Here is a 21,445-nt window from a genome sequence, read left to right as displayed (position 1 = left end):
ATCCGACGATGGGCTGCTGCGTCGGCAGCAGATTGCGGGCCGCGAGGGGGCTTTCCATGGCCATCGAACTGCCGGGCGAAGTGGTGTCGTTCCTTCAGTTCATCGGGGTGAACTGGCCCCAGGTGAACGAGGACACCGTCCGCGAATTCGGACAGCACGTCAGGGAGTTCGCCGAGAACGTGGACCGGACGCACGGTGAGTGCACCGCCACGATCCAGCAGATCGGCGAGGCGTACGAGGGCGCCGGCTACGACGCGCTGCTCGCCAAGTGGGGCCAGATGTCGGACGGCCACATGAACGAGCTCGTCCAGGCCTGCCACGTGGTGGCGACCGCACTGGACATCGCCGCCGACGCCATCATCGCGATGAAGCTGGAGGCGATCGCCGAACTCGTCGCGATGGCCGTCGCCTTCGTCGCGGACCAGGCGGCGGCGGTGGTCACCTTCGGGGCGGCCGAGGCGGCACTGCTGCTCATCGAGGAGGCCGCCAAGAAGCTGGTCAACTACCTGGAGCAGCAGTTGGAGCAGTACGTCCTGGGCCAGGTGATCGAGGCGGCCATGGAGCCGCTGATCGAGGTGGTGTCCCGGGCGGTCAGCGGCCTGGTCTACCAGGCCGCGGAGTCGGCGCTCGGCGTCGCCGGCCCGGGCTCCGTGGGCACCGGCTTCCGGATCCAGCCCGAGGCGGTGATCGCCCACGCGCAGACCATGCACCAGCAGGCCGAGGCGGTCGCCGGCCACGCCGAGGCGTTCAAGTCCAAGCTCGCGGGGGTGAGCTTCGAGTGACCAGTGAGGCGGCCAAGGCCCTGGCGCACGGCGCCGAGAAGATGGGCAAGACGCTCGGCGACGACGTCGGCAGGGCGGTCAGGGACCTCTACAAGTCCACCGGCAACCGGCTGAAACGCTCCGCCGAGAACCACGTGGAACACGACGCCGAACACGCCGGCAAGATCGCCAAGATCCTGGACGGCGGGAAGAAGGACGTCACCCACCGCCCGGGCAACCCCGGTGGCTCCGGGCACGGCGCGGGTGGCGGAGGCGGCGGCAAGGGCCCGAAGAAGTACTTCATCCACGACGACGGCCGGGTGCAGGAACTGCGGGACGGCGCTCTGCACGACGTGGACCCGAAGGACGGCTCCGGCGTCCACACCATCCTCGACTCCGAGCACAAACGGGTGCAGGATCCGTCCGCGTCGGACATGAAGAAGAAGTACCACGCCCGTCAGGACAAGAACAATCCGCACGAGGGCGTGGACAGCCAGAAGATCACCGAGCCGACGGACCTCTCCCGGGCCACCGAGGAGGCCCGGCGGGCCAACGGCGACCACGGCGGCAAGAACTACGCGGCGCTGCGCTACAAGGACGAGGCCGGCAACGAGTTCGTCCTGGTCGGCCGGAGCGGTGACAAGCGCAGCCACTCCGAGCGGTCGATCGGAAAACCCCTGCTCGGCGGCCGGGAGGGCAACGTCCGGGAGCTCTACACCGAACGGGCGCCCTGTCAGGCGGACGCGAACTGCAATCGCTGGATGGGCCGGCACTTCGAGCCGCACAACCCCGATCTGCAGGTCTCCCACGGCGTCGACTACGACAACAAGGTGCCGCAGGCCGACCGCGACTTCGGCCACAAGGCCTACCTCGACCGGCTCAGGCAGGACCACGAGGCCGGCCGCAACGACGGCACGATGGGCACCGACGACTTCGACGAGCGCGGACGTGAGCTCAAGGCGGCCAGGGACGCCAAGCGAAAGGTCCGGGCGGACAAGCTCGTCGAGCGGGGTCTGTAGGGTCGGGGTCGGTGAACCGGGAGGAGTCCGAGATGTTGGTGTCGATCGACTGGCAGGTGCTGGAGCGCAGCCTGCCGCCGGGCGGGTTGCTCAAGTTCCGAGCCGATGCCGCGGCGCGGATCTGGCCGGACGCGCAGGCCGCCCGGTTCGCGACGGAGTACGGCGTGCCCCACTCGGGCGGGCTGTTCCGGGCCCTGCCCGACCTGGTGGAACGGGATCCGGCCAGCCCGGACTCGGTCTTCCAGGACGACCTTTCGGCCGAGCCGATCGACACCCCGGCCGGGCTCCTCCAGCCGGTGGGCATGGTCTACCAGTCGGAGGTGTTCGTCAGGCCGGCGGACGGCACGGTCTGGATCTGCGACCCGGACCACAGCCTCGACGACGGGCCGGACGGCGGGTCCGACGAGGACACCGTCGAGTTCGACGGGCTGGTCTACGAGCTGGCCCACCGGGATCTCTCCTCCTTCGCCTACCTGGTCTACAAGGTGGAGGCAGAGCGCCCGCGCCCGGAGGACGATCCGTATCCCGACGACTGGGCCGCGGTCATCGACCTGATCCGCACGCGGATGACCGCCTGGGACCGCCAGCCGTTCAGAAGTGGCGCGCACTTCTGGGAGATGTACCTGGATTCCTACCCGATGCTGTGACCGAGAGACAGGTGCTTCGCAGATGAGTGACGACCTTGCCGCCGCGCTGCTGGCGCACTTCGGCGAGCGGGGCCTGCGCAGCCTCGACATCGCGCCGCCGGGCCCGCTGCGCACGCCCGGCCTGCCGCTCCAGGTCGGCCGCTACTTCACCGCCGCCGAGCCGTCCGAGCCGCTCTCGCTCGGCGAGTTCGCGGCCGTGCTCGGGTGGGACGCCGGGGCGGCCGCAGGGCAGTTGAGGATCGGAGCCGACCGCGGCGCGCAGTTCTACCTCGCGCCGGACCGCTCGGTGCGCGCCGTGGTGCTCGGCACCTCGATCCCCGAACTGCCGGTGAACAGCAGCGTGGAGGCGTTCGCGGCCGGTCTGCTCCTGCTGGACCGCCGGCTGCCGGAGATGGAGGACGCGCAGGATCCGGAGGCGGCCTTCGGGGCCTACCTGGCACTTCGCGGCGGTCTGCTCGAACTGGACCCCGCCGCGTTCGAGGAGCGGGAGAGCTGGTGGCCGAGGGTGCTGGACGACCTGCGGCTGCCGCTGAACGTCGACTCCTCGGCGGCCTTCGGGTACCTGGACGCGGACGGCGGCGAGCAGATCGCCACGGCGGTCGGCGGTCCCGGGCTGCCGCACCCGGAGGAGCTGCTCTGGCACCGGTTGCGGGCCGAGGGCGTCGAGCCCGAACAGGTCACCCGGGTGTACTGCGAGCTGGAGCCCTGCCTGATGCCCGGCCACTACTGCGCCCTCTGGCTGGCGGACACCTTCACCGATGCGCAGTTCACGCACGCCTTCGACTACGGCGCGAGCGCGCAGTCCCGCGAGGACGGGGTCAAGGCACTGATGGTCCATCTGGCGGAGCGCAGCGGCTGACCGCCGCCGGCGGTCCGGCCGGCCGATTGGGGAGCGAAGATGAACGAGCCTGATGAGGGCGGCCGGCGGATGCCCCCGCTGGGGGCGGGGCGCCGGGCGGCCGGTCTGGCGCTGCTCGGCTGGCTGGACGACCCGCGGGCGCCGCAGCTCTGCCGGGTCTCGGGCGGGCCCGGTGCGGGCAAGTCGCACCTGCTGGCCTGGCTGGTGCTCGGGGGGATCACGGGGGCCGCCCCGAGCGGGCAGCGGATCCACGGGGTGCTGCCCGCGGCCGGGTTCGGCCTGCGGGCGGCGGTCTGGTCGCTCGGGCGGCAGCTCGGCGTGGTTGCGCACCGCCCGGCCGACCTGCTGGCGGCCCTGGCCCGCGACGACCGCCGGACGGTGATCTGCGTGGCGGAGCTGGACGAGGCGGCCGAGCCGGGCCGGCTGGTCACCGAGCTGCTCAACCCGATGCTGGCGCTGCCGCACGTCCGGCTGGTGGTGGAGGCCTCCACCGGCGGGCCCGCGGCCGGGGCGTTCGTCCTCGGGGCCGCCGCGGCGCAGCCGGCCGTCCTGGAGCTGGACGACCCGCAGTGGACGGACCGGGAACGCTTCGACGCCTGGTGCCTGCGGGCGGGCGCCGATCCGGCCGGGTACCCGCTGCCGGGGCAGGCCCTCGGCGTCGCCGCCGCCGCGCCGGCCGACGCGGCGGAGCTGATCGGCCGGGTGCCGCGCGCCGCCGACGGCGTCCGGGACCTGCGCGCGGTGGACGAGGACCTGCTCTCGGAGCTCTGGTCGTCGGCCGCCCGGGCCGGCGACCTCGGGCCGATGCCGGCCGATCCGCTGCTGTACGTCCGGGCCCGGCCGGCCGCCGTCACGGCCGCGACCGAGGGCCGGGACGACGTGCTGGCCAGGGCCTGGGCGGCGGCCGGCCCGGCGCTGATCGACGAGGACGACCCGGCCGTCCGGGCCGCCGTCCTGCGGACCAGGCTGCTCGGCGTGGACGACGCGGCCGCGGCCGCGCTGGCCGGCGCCGGTGGGGCGTGGAGCGGCCGGTGGGCGCGCTGGCGGGAGAGCGGCCCGGGCGCGCCCGGCCCCGAGGTGACGGCCCTGACGGCCGGGCTCCGCTCGCAGCTGCTGGCGGCCGGTCCGAGCGGTACGGTGCGCACCTTCGACGCCGCCACCGGACGGCGGATCGGCTCGGTCGTGCTGCCCGAGCCGCGTCCGCTGCGCGGCCTGGCGATGACCGCGGGCGGTTCGGTCGTCCTGCTGGACGTCTGGGGCGCGAGCGAGCTGATCCCCCCGGCCGAGCCGGGCTCCGGCCTGGAGCCGTACGCGCTGAACGAGGCGATCTTCGCGATGGGCGCCGAGGCCGACGGCGAGCTGACCGCGGTGGCGGCGATCGGCCGGCTCCCGAAGACCGCGCCGGCCTTCGGGGACGCGAGCGGTCTCGTGCACTGGTACGAGGCCGGCGAGGTGATCAGCGAGCAGCTGCACCGGGGCCCGGTGACCGCGCTGGCGGGCGTCGCGCTGGGCGGTGGCGGGCTGTCGGACCCGGACGTCCCCCTGCTGGTGAGCGGTGGACTCGACGGCGCCGTCCGGCTCTGGGGCCCGGACTCCGACCCGATGGCCGAACCGCTCGACCGGCGCGGGAGCCCCGTCACCGCGGTGGCCGTCGGTGCGACCGCGGCCGGGCCGCTGGTGGCCACGGCCTGGGCCGACGGTCTGGTCGGGCTGCGGCGGCCGGGGGCCGGGGGCGAGGAGTACCAGCTGCGGCTGGGCTCGGAGATCCGGTCGATGGCGCTGATCGGCACCCTGCTGGTGCTGGCGATGCCGGACGGGATGGCGGCGGTGGACGTGCACGGGCGCGCCGCGGCCGGGCGCCATTGGGAGGGCGGGGCCGGGACGCTCTGACGGGCGGCGCGGCCGGGGCCGCCGGATCGCCCGGGGCGGGGCGGGGCGGCGAGGGGCCGGGCGGGCCGGGGCGCGCCGGGGAGTGCCGGGCGGGAGCGGCAGCGGTGGCGCGCCGGGCGCGGGGGTCGGGGGAGGCGCGGGGGCCGGGGGAGGCGCGGGGGCCGGGGGAGGCCCCGGGGTATCCCGTTTTCCTTAGCGAGAGTAATGACGTAGTCTAACTACATGCCCGAGACGTCCGAGGAGGACCTCGCAGCGATCAGTCAGCTGCGGTCGTCCGTCATGCGCCTGGCCCGCCGGCTTCGACACCAGCCCGTCGCGGAGTCGCTGAGCCCCACCGAGATGGGGGTGCTCGGCACCCTCGCGCGCTGCGGTCAGGCCACGCCGGGCGAGCTCGCCCGGCGCGAGCACGTCCAGCCGCCGTCCATGACCAGGATCGTCGCGATGCTGGAGGAGAAGGGGCTGGTACGGCGTGAGCCGCACCCGGACGACCGCCGTCAGGTGGTCGTCAGCAGCACCGAGCAGGCGGAGGCGATCCTTCTGGAGAGCCGCCGCCGGCGCAACGCCTGGCTCGCCGAGATCGCCGAGGGCCTGGACGAGGACGAGTGGGCCACGCTGAGAGCGGCCGCACCCGTGCTCTACAAGCTCGCACACCTGCAATAGGCGCGGCGGCCACCGGCCGGCCGAGCACGGCAGCAGGACGTCCCGACCGCATCGCAGAAGGAGTACCGCATCACCGCAGCACCGATCACGGACACCAGTAGCGCGACGGCCGCCCACCGGGCCGTCGCGCATCGAGGGGAGACCACAGTGACACCGCCGGCCGCAGCCAGCGCCGCCGCCATCCGTACCGACGACAGCACCGATCCCACCGCGGCCACCGCCGCCACCGCCGAGAGCCACGCGCCCGCCCCCACGGGCCTGCCGGGCACCGGCGACGACGACCCCGACGAACGCACCGCGGCGGTCACCCCCGCCGCATCCGACCCGGGCCGCACGAGCGACCGCAGCGGCCCCACGGGCACGCGGTTCACCCGCCCCGGCGGTATGTTCTCCTCCCTGCGGATCCGCAACTACCGCTACTTCTTCGCCGGCCAGGTGGTCTCCAACACCGGGACCTGGATGCAGCGGATCGCCCAGGACTGGCTGGTCCTCAGCCTGACCGGCAGCCCGCTCGCGGTCGGTATCACCACCGCCATGCAGTTCCTGCCGATGCTGCTGCTGGGCCTGTTCGGCGGCGTCCTCGCCGACCGGATGCCCAAGCGCCGGCTGCTGATCGCCACCCAGGGCGCGATGGGCCTGCTCGCCGCCGGCCTCGCCGCGATGACCGTCGGCGGCATCGTGACGCCGTACCACGTCTACGCCTTCGCCCTGCTGCTCGGCCTGGTCACCGTGGTCGACAACCCGACCCGGCAGGCCTTCGTCTCCGAGATGGTCGGCCCGAAGGACCTCGCCAACGCCGTCAGCCTGAACGCCGCCAACTTCCAGACCGCCCGGCTGGTCGGCCCGGCGGTGGCCGGGATGCTCATCGCCGCGGTCGGCAGCGGCTGGGCGTTCGCCGTCAACGCGCTGTCCTTCGCCGCCGTGATCGGCGGGCTGCTGGCGATGCGGACGAGCGAACTGCGCCCGACCGCCCCGATCTCCCGCGAGCGTGGCCAGCTCCGCGAGGGCCTGCGGTACGTCAAGGAGCGCCCCGAGCTGCTCTGGCCGATGGTGATGGCCGGTTTCATCGGCACCTTCGGGTTCAACTTCCCGACCCTGCTGTCCGGTTTCGCCTACGACACGTTCAAGGTCGGCGCCGGGCAGTACGGGCTGCTCAACACCGCGATGGCGGTCGGCTCACTGGCCGGCGCGCTGCTCGCGGCCCGGCGTGGCGCGCCCCGGCTGCGCTGGCTGGTCGGCGCGGCGCTCGGCTTCGGCACGCTGGAGGTGCTCGCGGCCTCCGCTCCCGGCTACTGGTCCTTCGCCGTGCTGCTGACGCTGATCGGGATCTTCGGACTGAGTTTCAACACCTCGGTCAACTCGATGCTCCAGCTGAACACCGACCCCGCCATGCGGGGCCGGGTGATGGGTCTCCTGGTGCTGGTCTTCACCGGCGGCACGCCGATCGGCGCCCCGGTGGTCGGTTGGGTGACCGATGTGTACGGCCCCCGGCTCGGCCTGCTGGCCTGCGGCGCCGTCTCGGCGCTGGCGGCGCTGGTGGTCGCCGTGGTGCTGGCCCGCAGCGCGGACCTGCGGGTGCGGGTCGACCTGCACCCGGGCCGGGGCGGGCGAGTGGTGGCCTTCGTGCCGCGAACCGTCTCCGCCGCGAAGTCGGAGCTGGCCGCGGCCTGCTGACGACGCGGCCGGCCCGGCTCCGACGAGCCCGGGCCGGCCGGCGGTCAGAGCCTGATCTCCAGGATCTGGCCCGGCCAGGGGCCGCCCGGCTGCTCGACCTCGAAGGCGTCGGTCTCGGTGAACCCGAGGGCCCGGTACTGCCCGACCAGCCGCCGGTCGCCGCCCGCGTAGCAGTCCACCCGGAGCAGGCGGATGCCCCGTCGGCGGGCCTCGGACAGCGCGTCCGCGATCAGCGCGGCGCCGATGCCGGACCCCGAACGGGCCCGCTCCGTGACCAGGTTGCGGACGTACAGCTCCCGTTCGTCGACCGGCGTGGCGTACCCGGCCGGCGTCTCGGAGAGCACGCAGGCGCCGATCGTCCGGCCCCCGGCGTCCTCGGCGATCCGCACCAGGTGGTCGCGGGTGTACTCGTGGATGCGCTGGACCGCGGCGGGCCGGACGGACCACGGCCGCTCCCCCCACTGGCCGGTGCGTCCCAGCGAGGTCAGCCAGGCGATGGCGGAGTCCAGCAGGGCGATGATGTCGGCCGCGTCCTCGGGGCCTCCGGTACGGATCTTCATACGAATTGTTCTAACCCAGCCGGTGGTCGCGGGGGAAGATGGCCCCATGAGGCTCTTTGTGGCGGTGCTGCCGCCGACCGGGGCGGTACGGGAACTGGTGGACGCCCTCGCCCCGATGCGCGAACTGCCCGGCGCGGAGCGGCTGCGCTGGACGGGCGTCGACGGCTGGCACCTGACGCTGGCGTTCCTCGGCGAGGTGGCGGCGGAGCAGCTCCCGGAGCTGGAGCGGGTGCTCGCCGGGGCCGTGTCCGGGCACGGCGCGCACCGGCTCCGGCTGGCCGGCTCCGGGCGGTTCGGCGACCGGGCGCTCTGGGCCGGGGTGGACGGCGAGACCCGGGCACTGCGGCAGCTGGCCGAGGCGGTCACCACCGCGGCGGCCGGGGTGATCGGCGAGGGCGAGGCGTTCCGCTTCCACCCGCACCTCACCCTGGCCCGTACCGGCTCGCCGCGCGGGCGGCGCCGGGCCGTGCGCCGGCACGTGGTGGAGGAACTGGCGGCCTTCGAGGGCGCGCTGGCACCGTTCTGCGGCACCGACTGGGAGGCCGCCGAGGTGCACCTGATGAAGAGCGAACAGGACGGCGGCTTCGCCCACTACGAGAGCGTCCGGAGCTGGCCGCTGGCCCGCCGGGCGTGAACCGCTCCCGCCGGGCGTGAACCGTCGGGCCCGCCCCCGCCGGGCGTGAACCGCCGCCTACGGCCAGGCGCGCATGGCCAGCTCGGCGACCTGTTCGAGCTCGGCCCGGGTGGCGCCGTCCCGGGCGCGCTGCGACATTCCCTGCAGGACGGTGCCGGTGAACAGGGCCAGCGCCGCGGCGTCGGCGCCGGGCGCCTCGCGGCCGGCCGCCACGTCGGCGCGGATCCAGGACTCCAGGGCCGCCACGTTCCCGTTGCGCACGTCCCGCAGGCCGTTCTCGACCTCGGGCGACGTGCAGTTGACCGTCGAACTGGTCAGCAGACAGCCCCACGGGTGCGCCGGGTCGGTGTACTCGGCCGCGGCCGACAGCAGCATCCGGGCGACGCCGGCCCGGACGGTGGGGCCCTCGTCCAGTGCCTGCGCCAGGACCGATCCGTGCGTCCGCCGGTAGCTGGCGACCACCTCCTCGAACAGTGAGCGCTTGTCGCCGAACGCGGCGTAGAGGCTCGGCGGGCGGATGCCCATCGCGGTGGTGAGGTCGGCGACCGAGGTCGCCTCGTACCCGTGCTCCCAGAACAGGTCGACCGCGCGGGCGAGCGCCCGCTCGCGGTCGAAGGAGCGGGGACGCCCGCGCGGGGCGGTGGGCGGGTCGGATGCCATGCCAGGAATTCTATATCGGTCGCTACGGAAGCGTGCTACGGTCTCTTTACTTAGCGACCACTACAGAAAACGGTCGGCGAGAGAGGGAGGCATGTCCATGGGCACGCTCACGGGCAGGACGGCACTGGTCACCGGCGGCAGTCGGGGCATCGGCCGGGGCATCGCGGAGCGGCTGGCCCGCGAGGGGGCGCTGGTCGCGGTGCACTACGGCAGCAACCGGGAGGCCGCGGAGAAGACGGTCGCGGCGATCGGCGAGGCCGGCGGCCGGGCCTTCGCCATCGGCGCCCAGCTGGGCGTGCCGGGTGACGCCGACGCGCTCTGGACGGCCTTCGACGCGGCCCTCGCCGCGCGGGGGGCGCCGGGCGGCCTGGACATCCTGGTCAACAACGCCGGCATCAACGCCCACGGGCGGATCCACGAGGTGACCGAGGCCGACTACGACCGGGTCTTCGCGGTCAACGTCAAGGCGCCGTTCTTCGTCATCCGCCAGGGCCTGGACCGGCTGCGGGACGGCGGCCGGATCATCAACATCTCCTCCGGCGTCACCCGGATCGCCTTCCCGGCCATCGCCGCCTACGCGATGACCAAGGGCGCCGTCGACACGCTGACGCTGACCCTCGCCAAGGATCTCGGGCCGCGCGGAATCACGGTGAACTCGGTCAGCCCGGGCATCGTCGAGACCGACATCAACCCCTGGCTGGCCGATCCGGACGCCCACGCCCAGGCGGCCGCCTACTCCGCCTTCGGGCGGGTCGGCGAGGCCGCCGACATCGCCGACGTGGTCGCCTTCGTCGCCTCCGACGACGCCCGCTGGATCACGGGCCAGGCCATCGACGCCACCGGCGGCTCGCTGCTCGGCCCCTAGGCCGCCGCTCTGCTCGCCGGGGCCCGGGCCCGGGCCCGGGTTCGGCCACGGCCGGGGGCGGCCCGGCCCCGGCCGGATGTCAGCCCCGGCCGGATGTCAGCCCAGGTCGGGTGAGGTGCGCAACTCGACGGCGGAGGGCGAGGCGGCGCCGAGTTCGAGCAGGACGATCTCGTTCCCGCCCCGGCGCAGGACGGGCTCCGGGCAGTAGAGGCTGCGCTGCGGGCCGCGGTCGTCGTAGCGGCCGAGGTGGAAGCCGTTCACCCACAGGTGTCCGTGCCGTCCACCGGGGACGGCCAGGTAGGTGTCACCGCCGCAGTCCAGGGTCAGCACGCCCCGGGCGAAGCAGGGCTGCGCGGCGGGCCGCTGCGGGTGGTACTCCAGGCCGGTGAGGTCGTCCAGCCGGACGGGCTCGGCGCGACAGCCGTGCAGGTACTGCTGTTCGTGCCGGACGCCGCCGGTGATGCCCTTGGTCTCCCCGACCATCGGTCCGTAGTTCACTCGTCCGAGGGATTCGACCAGCAGCTCGACGGTCACGCCGCCGGGGACGAGCGGTGGCTCCTGCGCCACGCCCCGGGCCGGTTCGGCGACCCGCTCGCCGTCCACCCACAGGGTGGCCCGGTCCCGCAGGCCCTCCACGGTGAGCGGGAGTTCGGGGCGGGGCCCGGGGATCCGGAAGGTGTACCGGACGAGTCCGTGCTCCAGGCCCAGCTCCTCGAAGGTGGGCGGCACGGGGGACTCCACGGCGGGGCCGTAGCGGAGCGGCGCGAAGGAGGTCAGATCGACCGACCCGGCGGGCAACAGGGGCGCGGGGGAGGGGAGCCGCGGCGCCGTCGCGCTTCTGTACCTGGCCTCGTCGGGGTGTTCGGCGGCGAACTCGGCGAGGACGGCCCGCAGCGCGTAGAACTTCGGTGTGGGGGAGCCGCGTTCGTCCAACGGGGCGTCGTAGTCGTAGGAGGTGACGGACGGCTGGTACGGCGAGTCCGCCCAGTCGGTGGAGTTGAACGGCGGGTCGGCGTGGTTCGCCCCGGCGGTGGTGCCGAAGTTGGTGCCGCCGTGCGCCATGTAGAGGTTGACCGAGCCGCCGGCCGCGAGGATCCGGCGCAGGCTGTCGGCCGCGTCCTCCGGGTCGCGGGTGTGGTGCTTCTCGCCCCAGTGGTCGAACCAGCCGTTCCAGAACTCCATGCAGAACGGCGGGTCCTGCGGCCGGACCCGGCGCAGCACCTCGAACGCCGCCTCCGGCTCGGAGCCGAAGTTGACCGTGGCGAGCACCCCGGGGACGGTGCCGGCGGAGAGCAGGTGCTCCTGCGGGCCGTCCGAGGTGAACAGGGGCACGGTGACCCCCCGGCGGAGCAGCCCGTCGGCGAGGTGGCGCAGATAGCCGGCATCGCTGCCGTACGAGCCGTACTCGTTCTCGACCTGGACCAGCAGCACGTTGCCGCCCCGGTCGCACTGCCGCTCGACCACGGCCGGCAGCACGGCGTCCAGGTACGCGTCGACGGCGGCCAGATACCGCGGGTCGCCGGTCCGGGCCCGGCGGCCGACCCGGGCGGTCAGCCAGCCGGGCAGGCCCCCGTTGTCCCACTCGGCGCAGATGTACGGGCCGGGCCGGACGATCGCCCACAGGCCCTGCCGGGCCGCCTCGTCCAGGAAGGCGGGCAGTTCGTCGAGTCGGCGGAACGCGCCGGGGGCCGGCTCGTGCAGATTCCAGGGGATGTACGTCTCGACCGTGTTGAGCCCCATCGCCCGCAGTGCCGCGAGCCGCTGCGGCCACTGTTCGGAGCGGGTGCGGAAGTAGTGCGCGGCGCCGGAGAGGATGCGCAGCGGGCCGCCGTCGAGCCGGAAGCCGGTGGAGTCGTAGGTCAGCATGGCCCCAGCCTGCCCCGCGGACCGCCCGGGCACCACGACCGACCGGCCGGGAGGTACGCTCGTTCATCGTGGACCCGAAGACTCGTATGCGTATCGTGACCGGCGCCCTGCTCCTGCTGCTGGCGGTCGTGGTGATCAGTTCACTGGTCGGCAGGTAGGTGCGCGGCAGGTAGGTGCGCGGCGCGTACGACGAGGGGCCACCGCCCGCAGGCGGTGGCCCCTCGTCGTACGGCTGGGGTCAGAGCTGTCCGACCACGTGGTCGATGCACGCGGTGAGCGCCTCGACGTCCGCCGGGTCGATCGCCGGGAACATCGCGATGCGCAGCTGGTTGCGGCCGAGCTTGCGGTACGGCTCGGTGTCGACGATGCCGTTGGCGCGCAGCGCCTTGGCGATCGCGGCGGCGTCGACGGACTCGTCGAAGTCGATGGTGCCGACGACCTGCGAGCGCTCGGCCGCCTTGGCGACGAACGGCTGCGCGTAGGAGGACTTCTCGGCCCAGGTGTACAGGCGGGACGAGGAGTCGGCGGTCCGGGCGACGGCCCAGTCGAGCCCGCCGTTGCCGTTCAGCCAGTCGAGCTGGTCGGCCAGCAGGAAGAGCGTCGAGATCGACGGGGTGTTGTACGTCTGGTCCTTCGACGAGTTGTCGATGGCCGTGGGCAGGTCGAAGAACGGCGGGATGTACCGGCCGGAGGCGGCGATCTCGGCGGCGCGCTCCAGGGCGGCCGGGGAGAAGGACGCCAGCCAGAGGCCACCCTCGGAGGCGAACGACTTCTGCGGGGCGAAGTAGTAGACGTCCGTCTCGGTGATGTCGACCGGCAGGCCGCCGGCGCCCGAGGTCGCGTCGACCAGCACGAGCGAGCCCTCGTCACCGCCGACCGGGCGGGTGATCGGCATCGCGACGCCGGTCGAGGTCTCGTTGTGGGTCAGCGCGTAGACGTCCACGCCGGCCTCCGCGACCGCGACCGGGTGGGTGCCCGGGTCGGTCTTGATCACCGACGGGTCGGCCAGCCACGGGGCCGCCTTCACCGAGGAGGCGAACTTGGAGGAGAACTCGCCGAAGTTGAGGTGCTGCGACTTCTCGCGCACGAGGCCGAACGCGGCGATGTCCCAGAAGGCGGTGGAGCCGCCGTTGCCGAGCACCACCTCGTAGCCCTCGGGGAGGGAGAAGAGGCTGCTCACGCCCTCGCGCACGCGCTTGACCAGGTCCTTGACCGGGGCCTGGCGGTGCGAGGTGCCGAGCAGGGAGCTACCGGTCGCGGCGAGGGCACTCAGTGCCTCGGGGCGAACCTTGGACGGGCCGCAGCCGAAACGGCCGTCTGCGGGCTTGATGTCAGCGGGAATCTGGATCTGGGCCACAGGCGCAGCCTACTGGCTCGGATTGCGGCTCTGTTACGGCCGTCCGCCCGCTGAGATGTGATCCCTGCGGTGCGGGGCCCGCGGAACGGCGAAAAACGGGCCCGGGGAGCAGAGGCTCCCCGGACCCGTCCGGCGGGTCGGCCCGTCGGCCCCCGCCGTGGCCTCAGCGGGCGATCGAGTCGTAGCCCTCGATGTCACGCGGGCTGCGGGCGGCCGGGCCGATGTAGCGCGCGGCCGGGCGGACCAGGCGGCCGGTGCGCTTCTGCTCCAGGATGTGGGCCGACCAGCCGGCCGTCCGGGCACAGGTGAACATCGAGGTGAACATGTGCGCGGGGACCTCGGCGAAGTCCAGCATGATCGCGGCCCAGAACTCCACGTTGGTGGCCAGCACACGGTCGGGGCGGCGGTTGTGCAGCTCCTCCAGCGCGGCCTTCTCCAGCGCCTCGGCGATCTCGTAGCGCGGGGCGCCGAGCTCCTTGGCGGTACGGCGCAGCACGCGGGCGCGCGGGTCCTCGGCGCGGTAGACGCGGTGGCCGAAGCCCATCAGGCGCTCGCCCTTGTCGAGGGCGTTCTTCACGTACGCGGCGGCGTCGCCGGTGCGCTCGATCTCCTCGATCATGCCGAGCACGCGGGACGGCGCGCCGCCGTGCAGCGGGCCGGACATCGCGCCGACGGCGCCCGACAGTGCGGCCGCGACGTCGGCGCCCGTGGAGGCGATGACCCGGGCGGTGAAGGTGGAGGCGTTCATGCCGTGCTCGGCGGCGGACGTCCAGTAGGCGTCGATCGCCTTGACGTGCTTGGGGTCGGGCTCGCCGCGCCAGCGGATCATGAAGCGCTCGACGACCGTCTCGGCCTTGTCGATCTCGCTCTGCGGCACCATCGGCAGCCCCTGGCCACGGGCGGACTGCGCCACGTAGGACAGCGCCATCACGGCGGCGCGCGCGAGGTCGTCGCGGGCCTGATCGGCGGAGATGTCCAGCAGCGGCTTGAGACCCCAGACCGGCGCCAGCATGGCCAGCGCGGACTGCACGTCGACCCGGATGTCGCCGGAGTGGACGGGGATCGGGAACGGCTCCGCGGCGGGCAGGCCCGGGTTGAACTTGCCGTCCACCAGCAGGCCCCAGACGTGCCCGAAGGAGACGTGTCCGACCAGGTCGTCGATGTCGACGCCTCGGTACCGCAGGGCGCCGCCTTCACGGTCGGGTTCGGCGATCTCGCTCTCGAAAGCGACGACTCCCTCAAGCCCGGGTACGAAGTCGGACATGCGGCGGCTCCTTCAGCTCTGCGATCGGCGGGCGGCCGTGGTGGGGCAGCACGCCAGTGACCTATGGGTGGTTGGCACTCGGTGCCAGCGTCTCAGGCACCGGGTGCATTGCGCCATACACCACCGAGGTGATGTTTCCCGTGGGCCGCCCGGCGGGCGCCGGACTCTGTCCCGGATGCCCGGCCCGGCCGGGAATCCTGCGGTATCAACCGGTCGGTTCCGGACATTCCACCGTGGCGCCGGCCGTGAAGCGATGGCGAGACACCATATCTCCCACCGGGGTTTGTCCGGAGGTAGCGGTGCCCGTTGCTTGTCGTACGGGATGATGTTGGCGTGCAGACCCCGGAAAGCGCCCACCCCACGCCCCCGAGCCCGGACCTCGCCGCGATGCGCGAGCACTACAGCCACGAGGGCCTGGCCGAGACGGACGTCGCGGCCGACCCCGTGACCCAGTTCACGCACTGGTTCCAGGAGGCGGGCCTGGCCGGGGTGGCCGAGCCCAACGCGATGGTGCTCTCCACCGCGGACGCGGCCGGCCGGCCCAGCTCGCGGACCGTGCTGCTGAAGGGCTACGACCACCGCGGGTTCGTCTTCTTCACCAACTACGGTTCCCGCAAGGGCGCGGAGCTGGGCGCGAACCCGTACGCCGCCCTGCTCTTCCCCTGGATCACGCTGGCCCGCCAGGTGATCGTCCAGGGCTCGGTGGAGCGGGTCGGCCGGGACGAGACCGCCGCCTACTTCCGGACCCGCCCGCACGGCTCGCAGCTCGGCGCCTGGGCGAGCGAGCAGTCGAGCCCGGTCGCCGGCCGGGAGGTGCTGGAACAGCGGTACGCGGAGCTGGAGCGCCGCTACCCGGAGGGCGAGGGAGTGCCGGTGCCGCCGTTCTGGGGCGGCTACCGGGTGGTCCCGCAGAGCGTCGAGTTCTGGCAGGGGCGGGCGAACCGCCTGCACGACCGGTTGCGGTACGTCGCGGGCGAGGGCGGCTGGCGCGTGGATCGGCTCTGCCCCTGAGCCCCTGGGCTCCCTGAGTCACCTGAGCCCCTTGAGTGCCCGATGAGTGCCTGCGGGCCCCGGTGGCCGGGGTGACCGCAGTGGCGCGGATCGCCCTGGCGCGTCGGTCGCTGCCGGGGTTGCGCGCGCCGCGGAACGGGGCCGCTCGCGTGTCCCGTCGGGGCGCGCCGCAGGGCGGCCGGGGAGCCCCGGGGCAGGGCGGGCACGGCCCGTTCCCCGGTAGGGCTGTCCGGCTGACAGCGGCGCGCTCGGCAGGCGGGCCGAGGGGGCGTCAGGTGTAGGATGCGCCTCGTGGATCAGGGTCGAATCCTGTACCCCCGGTCCACTCCCAACCTGCTCCCCCGAGAGATCGAATGAGGGACTGATGAGCGTCACCGGTATGGATGTCGACCCTGGGCTCTGCTCCGATCTGGTCGATGTGGCGGACCTTTCCCTGGACGATCTCGACGGCCTTCCGGACACCGTCCTCGGCGACCTGCTGCGCCGTCTGGTCGAGGACGCGGTGGCGCCCGGTGCCGAGCCGTTCGCGGCCTTCCAGTCCTCGCTCTGATCCGCCCCCGGCTCCACCCGGGGAATCTCCGGGTGGTGTCGAACTCCCGTCGGAGCCGGTCGACTTCGTGACCCCCCGGTAAGCGGCAGGTCAGGGGGCGCGCGACCCTCGCGCGCACACCCGCGCCGCTCCACGGATGGCCCAGCGGCGTACCCGGCCCCTGCGTCCGGGCACTACGCTCGCCCCATGGCCGACGAACCCGCGGAAGCGCAGGCGGGCCGGGCGCTGCCGTTCCGCCAGTACCTGCTGAAGATCCACAGTCGCTGCAACCTCGCCTGTGACTACTGCTACATGTACGAGGCGGCCGACCAGAGTTGGCGCTCCCGGCCGCGGCGGATGGAACTCGCCACCGTGCGCCGGACCGCCGAGCTGATCGCTCGACACGCGACCGAGCACGCACTCCCCGAGGTCGGCGTGATCCTGCACGGCGGTGAGCCGTTGCTGGTCGGCGCGGCCCATCTCGACGCCCTGCTGGGTGAGTTGAGCGCCGCTCTGGACGGCCGGACGGCCGTCCGGTTCAGCATGCAGACCAACGGCCTGCGGCTGGCGGCCGAGCCCGCGCTGCTGGACGTGCTGCACCGGTACCGGGTCTCCGTCGGGGTCTCGCTCGACGGCTCGCCCGCCGACCACGACCGCCACCGGCGCTTCCCCGACGGACGCGGCAGCTACGCGGCCACCGCCGAGGTGCTGAGGTTGCTCGGCTCGCCCGAGCACCGGGAGCTGTACGCCGGACTGCTCTGCGTCGTCGACCTCGAATCCGATCCGGTGCGCACCTACGAGGCGCTGCTCGAACACGCCCCGCCGCGGATCGACCTGCTGCTCCCGCACGGCACCTGGGAGGAACAGCCGCCCGGGCCGGCCCGGGTGCGCCCGACCGTCCCGCCCGAGGCCGTCGCCCAGGGGCCCACGCCCTACGCGGACTGGCTGCGGGCCGTCTTCGACCGCTGGTACGACGCCCCGCGCCGGGAGACCGGCATCCGGCTGTTCGAGGAGCTGGCCGTGCTGCTGCTCGGCGGCCGGGCGGCCAGCGAGGCGGTCGGGCTGGCCCCGGTCGACCTGGTCGTGGTGGAGGCGGACGGCACGATCGAGCAGGCCGACAGCCTCAAGGCGACCTACGAGGGAGCCCCCGGCACCGGTCTGGACGTCTTCCGGCACGACTTCGAGGCGGCAGCCGCCCATCCCGGGTTCCGGGCCCGGCAGCGCGGCCTCGCCGGGCTCGGGCCGGTCTGCGCCGCCTGCCCGCTGGCCCGGGTCTGCGGGGGAGGTCTGTACGCCCACCGCTACGCGCGGGGCGGCTTCGCGAACCCCTCGGTGTACTGCGCCGACCTGGCGGCCCTGATCGGTCACATCGGCGGCCGGCTCCGGCGCGACCTGCCGCAGGTGCCCGTTCGGGCACCGGTGCCGGCCCCGACGGCGGCAGGGCGCGGAACCGCAGCGGCGGGATGGACGAGGGCGGATGGCTGAGCACACGCAGGTGGCGGACCCCGGACCGCCGGGCACCCGCGAGCACACCCCGGACGGCCTGCGGCGGCACGGCATCGACCGGGCGACCTTCGCCGCGGTCGCGACCGCCCGGGGCGGCGCCGGCGCCGTCCGACTGCTGCGGGCCGGGCAGCTCAGCAAACGCGCGCTGCTGCTGGTCGCGCTGCGCCGCGCGGTGCCCGCCGGGGAGCGTGCCGGGTTCGAGCGGACCTACGCCGCAGTGGCCGCGCTCCAGCGCGAGGACCGCGCGCTCTGGGAACGGCTTCTGCTGCGGCCGGAGTTCGACGCCTGGGCGGCCGGCTGCCTGCACCGGATCGCGGCCGGGCGCGGCGCGCCGCTGGGGGAGCTCGACCGGTTCCTCCTGGACGAGCGGCGCGGCCGCCCGCGGAGCCCGATCGCGCTGGAGTGCGACGGTCGGCGCTGGGAGTTGCTGCTCGCCGACCAGGGCCCCTACCGGGAGGTCTACGGCCGGCCGCTCACCGGGCCGCTGGAGCCCGCGGAGCTCGCCGCCTGGCGCGAGCTGCTGGCCGGGGCCTGGGAGATCCTGGTGCGCCGGCACCCCTGGCACGCCGAAGCGGTGAGCGCCTGCGTGGGCACGCTGGTGCCGCTGCGCCCGGCGCCCGACGGCGAGGCGGTGAGCGCCGCCGCCCGGCGGGCGTACGGCGCGGTGGCCGCCTCCCGTCCGGCCGAGCCCGAGCTGCTGGCCCTGGCTCTGGTGCACGAGTTCCTGCACGTCCAACTCGGGGCCCTGCTGGATCTCGTGCCGCTGCACCTGCCGAACGGCGAGGCCAGGTACCACGCGCCCTGGCGACCCGACCCGCGCCCGGTCGGCGCGCTGCTCCAGGGCACCTACGCGCATCTCGGGGTCAGCGACTTCTGGCGGGGCGAACTGGCCGCCGGGGCGCCCGGCCCCGCCCGCGCCGAGCGCGAGCACCGGCTCTGGCGCGGCCACACCGTGACGGCCGCCGCCACCCTGCTGTCGAGCGGCGGCCTGACGGCCTCCGGGGTCGAGTTCGTGACGGAACTACGGCGCGGCGCAACCGAGCTGACGGAAGGTCGTCTCTAGGGACGAGATCGCCCTCCCGGGTGGGAGCCGGCTGTGCGACAGTACGCCCGGGGGCCCGTCCGCACGCCCGCACCGGACGGTCCACCCGTCTGGAGGTGGACGCCGAGTCCTGCTACCGTCACCGAGTGTAGGTGACGAAAAGGACACGGCGGCCGGTCCGGGCGCCCCGACGCGGAGGACGTATGGCGACCGTCGCCGATTGCGCGCCGCCCACGGCCGCCGCTGCGGCCCGGCCCGCTCCCGCCGGGCAGGCCCCCGGGTACACGGTGGAGAGCCTCGCGGCCGAGCTGACCGCGTTGGGTGTCGTCCCCGGTGACGTCCTGCTGGTGCAGGCCGGGCTCCGCTCGGTGGGCCGGGTGGCAGGCGGGGCCGAGGCGGTGGTCCGCGCCCTGCTCGCCGCCCTGGGCGGGGTCGCGCGCGGCACCCTGGTGGGCTACACGGCGACCCCGGAGAACTCGGACACCTCCCGGCTGGCCGCGCTGCTCACCGACGGTCTCGGGCCGGCGGAGCTGGCCGCCCACCGGGCCGCGATGCCGGCCTTCGACCCGCGCGGCACACCCGCGTCGCCCACCATGGGGGCGCTCGCGGAGCAGATCCGCACCACCCCGGGCGCGCTGCGCAGCAACCACCCGCAGACCTCCTTCGCCGCGGTCGGGCGCCTCGCGCGGACGGTCACCGCGACCCACGAGCTGGACTGCCATCTCGGTGAGTCCTCCCCGCTCGGGCGGCTGCACGAGCTGGGGGCCAAGGTGCTGATGCTGGGCGTTCCGCTGGCGGGCTGCACCGCGTTCCATCTCGCCGACCTGCGGATGCCCGACCCGCCGGTCAAGCGGTACGGGTGCGTCGTCCGGGGCGGCCGCGGCAACGCCGAGTGGATCCACTTCGAGGCCCCCGATCTCGACGACCGGCACTTCGCCGCGCTGGGCGAGGACGTCCTGCGGGAGGCCCCGGGCCTGCGGCAGGGCCGGGTCGGGGATGCCGACGCGGTGCTGGTGCCGGTGCCGGAGGCGGTGGCCGCGGCCCACCGCGGCCTGGTCCGCCGACGCGGCGCGGCCGAGGTCTGACCGACCGTCAAGATCGTTCATCTGTGCGACGGTCGGGTACATGTCCAGCGATCGTCCCCGGTTGCGCTATTCCATTGGAGTGCCCCGGCTTCCTACACTGAAGCCCCCGTTGTTCGTGGGGGATCAGGTTGTGGACGGGCCAGGGGGAGGCGCGTGTGTACGACCCTGGGGGGTGGGACGAGGACGCGTCCCGACCGTACTTCTTCCTCAGCTACGCCCATACGCCGAAGTCCGGCGCGCGCGGGGCCGGCGACCCCAACCACTGGGTCCGCCAGCTGTATCGCGACCTCTGCGAGGCGGTGCTGCAGCTCACCACGCTGCCGGCCGGGGCGCCGGTGGGCTTCATGGACGAGAGCATGCACCAGGGCGAGCTGTGGGCCGACCGGCTCGCCCACGAGCTGTCCGCCTGCCGGGTGTTCGTCCCGCTCTACTCGCCGCGCTACTTCAACAGCCTCGCCTGCGGCCAGGAGTGGCACTCCTTCACCCGGCGTCCGGTCTACCCCGCCAACCGCGACTCGGAGCGGACCAGCGGCGTCGTCCCGGTGCTCTGGGTCGCGATGGGCCAGTACAAACTGCCCGAGGTGGCCGGCAAGCTCCAGTTCAACCACGCCGGCTTCGGCCCCGACTACGCGGCCGAGGGCCTGTACGCCCTGATGAAGCTGACCTACTTCCGCTCCGCGTACGAGCTGGCCGTGCACCGGCTGGCCAAGCGGATCGTCGAGGTGGCGGAGGAGACGGTGATCCCGGTCGGGCGCAAGCTCGACTTCCAGGCCCAGCCCAGCGCGTTCAACATCGCGGCGCCGACCAAGCAACTGCGGATCTCGGTGCTCTCCTGCCACCGCGCGGAGCTTCCGCCGGGCCGCAGCGCCGACTACTACGGCGCGCGGCGCACCGACTGGCACCCCTACCGGCCGGCCGCCGAGCGGCCGCTGGCCGAACACGCGGCGCGGCTCGCCAAGCAGCTGGGCTTCCAGCCGAGTGTGCACGAGTTCGACGAGGAGGTGGACGAGCTGCTCGGCGGCGCCCGGCCCACCGCGCCCGGCCTGCTGCTGCTCGACCGCTGGGCGCTGCACGACGAGCGGCGTCGTGAGCTGGTCCGCCGCTTCGACGCCAGTGACGCGGGCTGGGTCGGCGTGCTGGAGCCGTGGAACCGCGACGACCCGGACTGCGTCGAGCACGACGGCGTGCTCAGCGACCTCAGTGACCAGGCGCTGCGGCTCACCCACCGGGTGGCCAGGCCCAGCTTCCAGGGACTCAGCGCCGGGCCGACCGGCCTGGCCAGCCTGGAGGACTTCGACGACGCGCTGCCGCGGGCCGCGATGAAGGCCAAGTACGCCTTCGAGGACCGGACCAGAACCGGGCCGGACGAGCCCGCCGCGCCCCGGCCCAACCTGCGCGACGCCTTTCGCGGGGTCCGCGGCCCCGAGGGGCCGGGCCGCGAGGGCCCCGGCCCCGTACCGCCGTACACGGACGACCACCCAGCCAGCGCCGAAGGCGACAGCCCGCACGACGGGGCCACGCCCGGGGGAGGAAACGCATGAGCGAGAGCCGGACCA

General features: G+C 74.0%; 20 protein-coding genes. 15 read left to right on the top strand and 5 right to left on the bottom strand.

The window, feature by feature from the left end; genetic code table 11:
• Positions 1–56: 56 nt before the first annotated feature.
• From OG823_RS14755 to OG823_RS14725, 7 genes are all read left to right on the top strand, one after another.
• Positions 57–782, top strand: coding sequence for a WXG100 family type VII secretion target (locus tag OG823_RS14755; protein WP_371479985.1), 726 nt, complete (start codon positions 57–59; stop codon positions 780–782).
• Positions 779–1,780 carry a nucleic acid/nucleotide deaminase domain-containing protein gene (locus tag OG823_RS14750; RefSeq protein WP_371479984.1) on the top strand — a complete coding sequence of 334 codons (1,002 nt, stop codon included), beginning with the start codon at positions 779–781 and terminating at the stop codon, positions 1,778–1,780. Before OG823_RS14755 ends, OG823_RS14750 begins: the two co-directional genes overlap by 4 nt.
• A gap of 32 nt (positions 1,781–1,812) precedes the next feature.
• Positions 1,813–2,427, top strand: a complete 615-nt coding sequence (locus tag OG823_RS14745; RefSeq protein ID WP_371479983.1) for an SUKH-4 family immunity protein — start codon at positions 1,813–1,815, stop codon at positions 2,425–2,427.
• Between the two features lie 22 nt (positions 2,428–2,449).
• Positions 2,450–3,286, top strand: coding sequence for a nucleic acid/nucleotide deaminase domain-containing protein (locus OG823_RS14740; protein WP_371479982.1), 837 nt, complete (start codon positions 2,450–2,452; stop codon positions 3,284–3,286).
• 39 nt (positions 3,287–3,325) lie between these two features.
• Complete coding sequence (locus OG823_RS14735) at positions 3,326–5,176, top strand: hypothetical protein (RefSeq protein WP_371479981.1); 1,851 nt, start codon at positions 3,326–3,328, stop codon at positions 5,174–5,176.
• A gap of 222 nt (positions 5,177–5,398) precedes the next feature.
• The gene (locus tag OG823_RS14730; RefSeq protein WP_371479980.1) at positions 5,399–5,836 is read left to right on the top strand and encodes a MarR family winged helix-turn-helix transcriptional regulator; all 438 of its coding nucleotides are present in this window, start codon (positions 5,399–5,401) and stop codon (positions 5,834–5,836) included.
• 147 nt (positions 5,837–5,983) lie between these two features.
• Positions 5,984–7,510 (top strand): MFS transporter, encoded by a 1,527-nt coding sequence (locus tag OG823_RS14725; RefSeq protein WP_371479979.1) that lies wholly within the window; start codon positions 5,984–5,986, stop codon positions 7,508–7,510.
• Between the two features lie 44 nt (positions 7,511–7,554).
• Here OG823_RS14725 and OG823_RS14720 read toward each other — a convergent pair whose 3' ends face one another.
• On the bottom strand, positions 7,555–8,070 hold the full coding sequence (locus tag OG823_RS14720) for a GNAT family N-acetyltransferase (RefSeq protein WP_371479978.1): 516 nt from the start codon (positions 8,068–8,070) through the stop codon (positions 7,555–7,557).
• A 46-nt stretch (positions 8,071–8,116) separates the two neighbouring features.
• Here OG823_RS14720 and thpR point away from each other — a divergent pair, with 46 nt between their 5' ends.
• Positions 8,117–8,704: an RNA 2',3'-cyclic phosphodiesterase gene (gene thpR, locus OG823_RS14715; protein ID WP_371479976.1), complete on the top strand. Its 588-nt coding sequence runs from the start codon at positions 8,117–8,119 to the stop codon at positions 8,702–8,704.
• Positions 8,705–8,761: 57 nt separating this feature from the next.
• Here thpR and OG823_RS14710 read toward each other — a convergent pair whose 3' ends face one another.
• Entirely contained in the window at positions 8,762–9,364 is a 603-nt protein-coding gene (locus OG823_RS14710; RefSeq protein ID WP_371479975.1) for a TetR/AcrR family transcriptional regulator, read from the bottom strand.
• 97 nt (positions 9,365–9,461) lie between these two features.
• Here OG823_RS14710 and OG823_RS14705 point away from each other — a divergent pair, with 97 nt between their 5' ends.
• Positions 9,462–10,229, top strand: coding sequence for an SDR family oxidoreductase (locus tag OG823_RS14705; protein WP_371479973.1), 768 nt, complete (start codon positions 9,462–9,464; stop codon positions 10,227–10,229).
• A gap of 96 nt (positions 10,230–10,325) precedes the next feature.
• On the opposite strand, the gene OG823_RS14700 is transcribed toward OG823_RS14705, so the two are convergent.
• From OG823_RS14700 to OG823_RS14690, 3 genes are all read right to left on the bottom strand, one after another.
• Positions 10,326–12,095 carry a beta-galactosidase family protein gene (locus tag OG823_RS14700; RefSeq protein WP_371479972.1) on the bottom strand — a complete coding sequence of 590 codons (1,770 nt, stop codon included), beginning with the start codon at positions 12,093–12,095 and terminating at the stop codon, positions 10,326–10,328.
• A gap of 238 nt (positions 12,096–12,333) precedes the next feature.
• The gene (gene serC / locus OG823_RS14695) at positions 12,334–13,452 is read right to left on the bottom strand and encodes a phosphoserine transaminase (RefSeq protein WP_371479971.1); all 1,119 of its coding nucleotides are present in this window, start codon (positions 13,450–13,452) and stop codon (positions 12,334–12,336) included.
• Positions 13,453–13,615: 163 nt separating this feature from the next.
• Positions 13,616–14,716 (bottom strand): citrate synthase 2, encoded by a 1,101-nt coding sequence (locus OG823_RS14690; RefSeq protein WP_371479970.1) that lies wholly within the window; start codon positions 14,714–14,716, stop codon positions 13,616–13,618.
• A gap of 387 nt (positions 14,717–15,103) precedes the next feature.
• Here OG823_RS14690 and pdxH point away from each other — a divergent pair, with 387 nt between their 5' ends.
• From pdxH to OG823_RS14660, 6 genes are all read left to right on the top strand, one after another.
• Positions 15,104–15,727 (top strand): pyridoxamine 5'-phosphate oxidase, encoded by a 624-nt coding sequence (gene pdxH / locus OG823_RS14685; RefSeq protein ID WP_371484482.1) that lies wholly within the window; start codon positions 15,104–15,106, stop codon positions 15,725–15,727.
• A 364-nt stretch (positions 15,728–16,091) separates the two neighbouring features.
• Entirely contained in the window at positions 16,092–16,277 is a 186-nt protein-coding gene (gene fxsA / locus OG823_RS14680; RefSeq protein WP_371479969.1) for an FxSxx-COOH cyclophane-containing RiPP peptide, read from the top strand.
• A 186-nt stretch (positions 16,278–16,463) separates the two neighbouring features.
• Positions 16,464–17,741, top strand: a complete 1,278-nt coding sequence (locus OG823_RS14675; protein ID WP_371479968.1) for an FxsB family cyclophane-forming radical SAM/SPASM peptide maturase — start codon at positions 16,464–16,466, stop codon at positions 17,739–17,741.
• Positions 17,734–18,825, top strand: a complete 1,092-nt coding sequence (locus OG823_RS14670; protein ID WP_371479967.1) for an HEXXH motif-containing putative peptide modification protein — start codon at positions 17,734–17,736, stop codon at positions 18,823–18,825. Before OG823_RS14675 ends, OG823_RS14670 begins: the two co-directional genes overlap by 8 nt.
• A gap of 182 nt (positions 18,826–19,007) precedes the next feature.
• Entirely contained in the window at positions 19,008–19,889 is an 882-nt protein-coding gene (locus tag OG823_RS14665) for an aminoglycoside N(3)-acetyltransferase (protein WP_371479966.1), read from the top strand.
• A gap of 155 nt (positions 19,890–20,044) precedes the next feature.
• Positions 20,045–21,430 carry a TIR-like protein FxsC gene (locus OG823_RS14660; RefSeq protein ID WP_371479965.1) on the top strand — a complete coding sequence of 462 codons (1,386 nt, stop codon included), beginning with the start codon at positions 20,045–20,047 and terminating at the stop codon, positions 21,428–21,430.
• Positions 21,431–21,445: the final 15 nt, after the last annotated feature.

It is taken from the genome of Kitasatospora sp. NBC_00315, from assembly GCF_041435095.1.
In the GTDB taxonomy this organism is placed as follows: domain Bacteria; phylum Actinomycetota; class Actinomycetes; order Streptomycetales; family Streptomycetaceae; genus Kitasatospora.
Note: the sequence above shows the minus strand (reverse complement) of the source record. Positions and strands in the feature narration are given on the sequence as shown.

Bases quoted from the DNA above. Each gene is read 5' to 3' on its own strand.
- OG823_RS14755 (WP_371479985.1), top strand. From the start codon at position 57: ATGGCCATCGAACTGCCGGGCGAAGTGGTGTCGTTCCTTCAGTTCATC.
- OG823_RS14745 (WP_371479983.1), top strand. From the start codon at position 1,813: ATGTTGGTGTCGATCGACTGGCAGGTGCTGGAGCGCAGCCTGCCGCCG.
- OG823_RS14740 (WP_371479982.1), top strand. From the start codon at position 2,450: ATGAGTGACGACCTTGCCGCCGCGCTGCTGGCGCACTTCGGCGAGCGG.
- OG823_RS14735 (WP_371479981.1), top strand. From the start codon at position 3,326: ATGAACGAGCCTGATGAGGGCGGCCGGCGGATGCCCCCGCTGGGGGCG.
- OG823_RS14730 (WP_371479980.1), top strand. From the start codon at position 5,399: ATGCCCGAGACGTCCGAGGAGGACCTCGCAGCGATCAGTCAGCTGCGG.
- OG823_RS14720 (WP_371479978.1), bottom strand. From the start codon at position 8,070: ATGAAGATCCGTACCGGAGGCCCCGAGGACGCGGCCGACATCATCGCC.
- thpR (WP_371479976.1), top strand. From the start codon at position 8,117: ATGAGGCTCTTTGTGGCGGTGCTGCCGCCGACCGGGGCGGTACGGGAA.
- OG823_RS14710 (WP_371479975.1), bottom strand. From the start codon at position 9,364: ATGGCATCCGACCCGCCCACCGCCCCGCGCGGGCGTCCCCGCTCCTTC.
- OG823_RS14705 (WP_371479973.1), top strand. From the start codon at position 9,462: ATGGGCACGCTCACGGGCAGGACGGCACTGGTCACCGGCGGCAGTCGG.
- OG823_RS14700 (WP_371479972.1), bottom strand. From the start codon at position 12,095: ATGCTGACCTACGACTCCACCGGCTTCCGGCTCGACGGCGGCCCGCTG.
- OG823_RS14690 (WP_371479970.1), bottom strand. From the start codon at position 14,716: ATGTCCGACTTCGTACCCGGGCTTGAGGGAGTCGTCGCTTTCGAGAGC.
- pdxH (WP_371484482.1), top strand. From the start codon at position 15,104: ATGCGCGAGCACTACAGCCACGAGGGCCTGGCCGAGACGGACGTCGCG.
- fxsA (WP_371479969.1), top strand. From the start codon at position 16,092: ATGAGCGTCACCGGTATGGATGTCGACCCTGGGCTCTGCTCCGATCTG.
- OG823_RS14675 (WP_371479968.1), top strand. From the start codon at position 16,464: ATGGCCGACGAACCCGCGGAAGCGCAGGCGGGCCGGGCGCTGCCGTTC.
- OG823_RS14670 (WP_371479967.1), top strand. From the start codon at position 17,734: ATGGCTGAGCACACGCAGGTGGCGGACCCCGGACCGCCGGGCACCCGC.
- OG823_RS14665 (WP_371479966.1), top strand. From the start codon at position 19,008: ATGGCGACCGTCGCCGATTGCGCGCCGCCCACGGCCGCCGCTGCGGCC.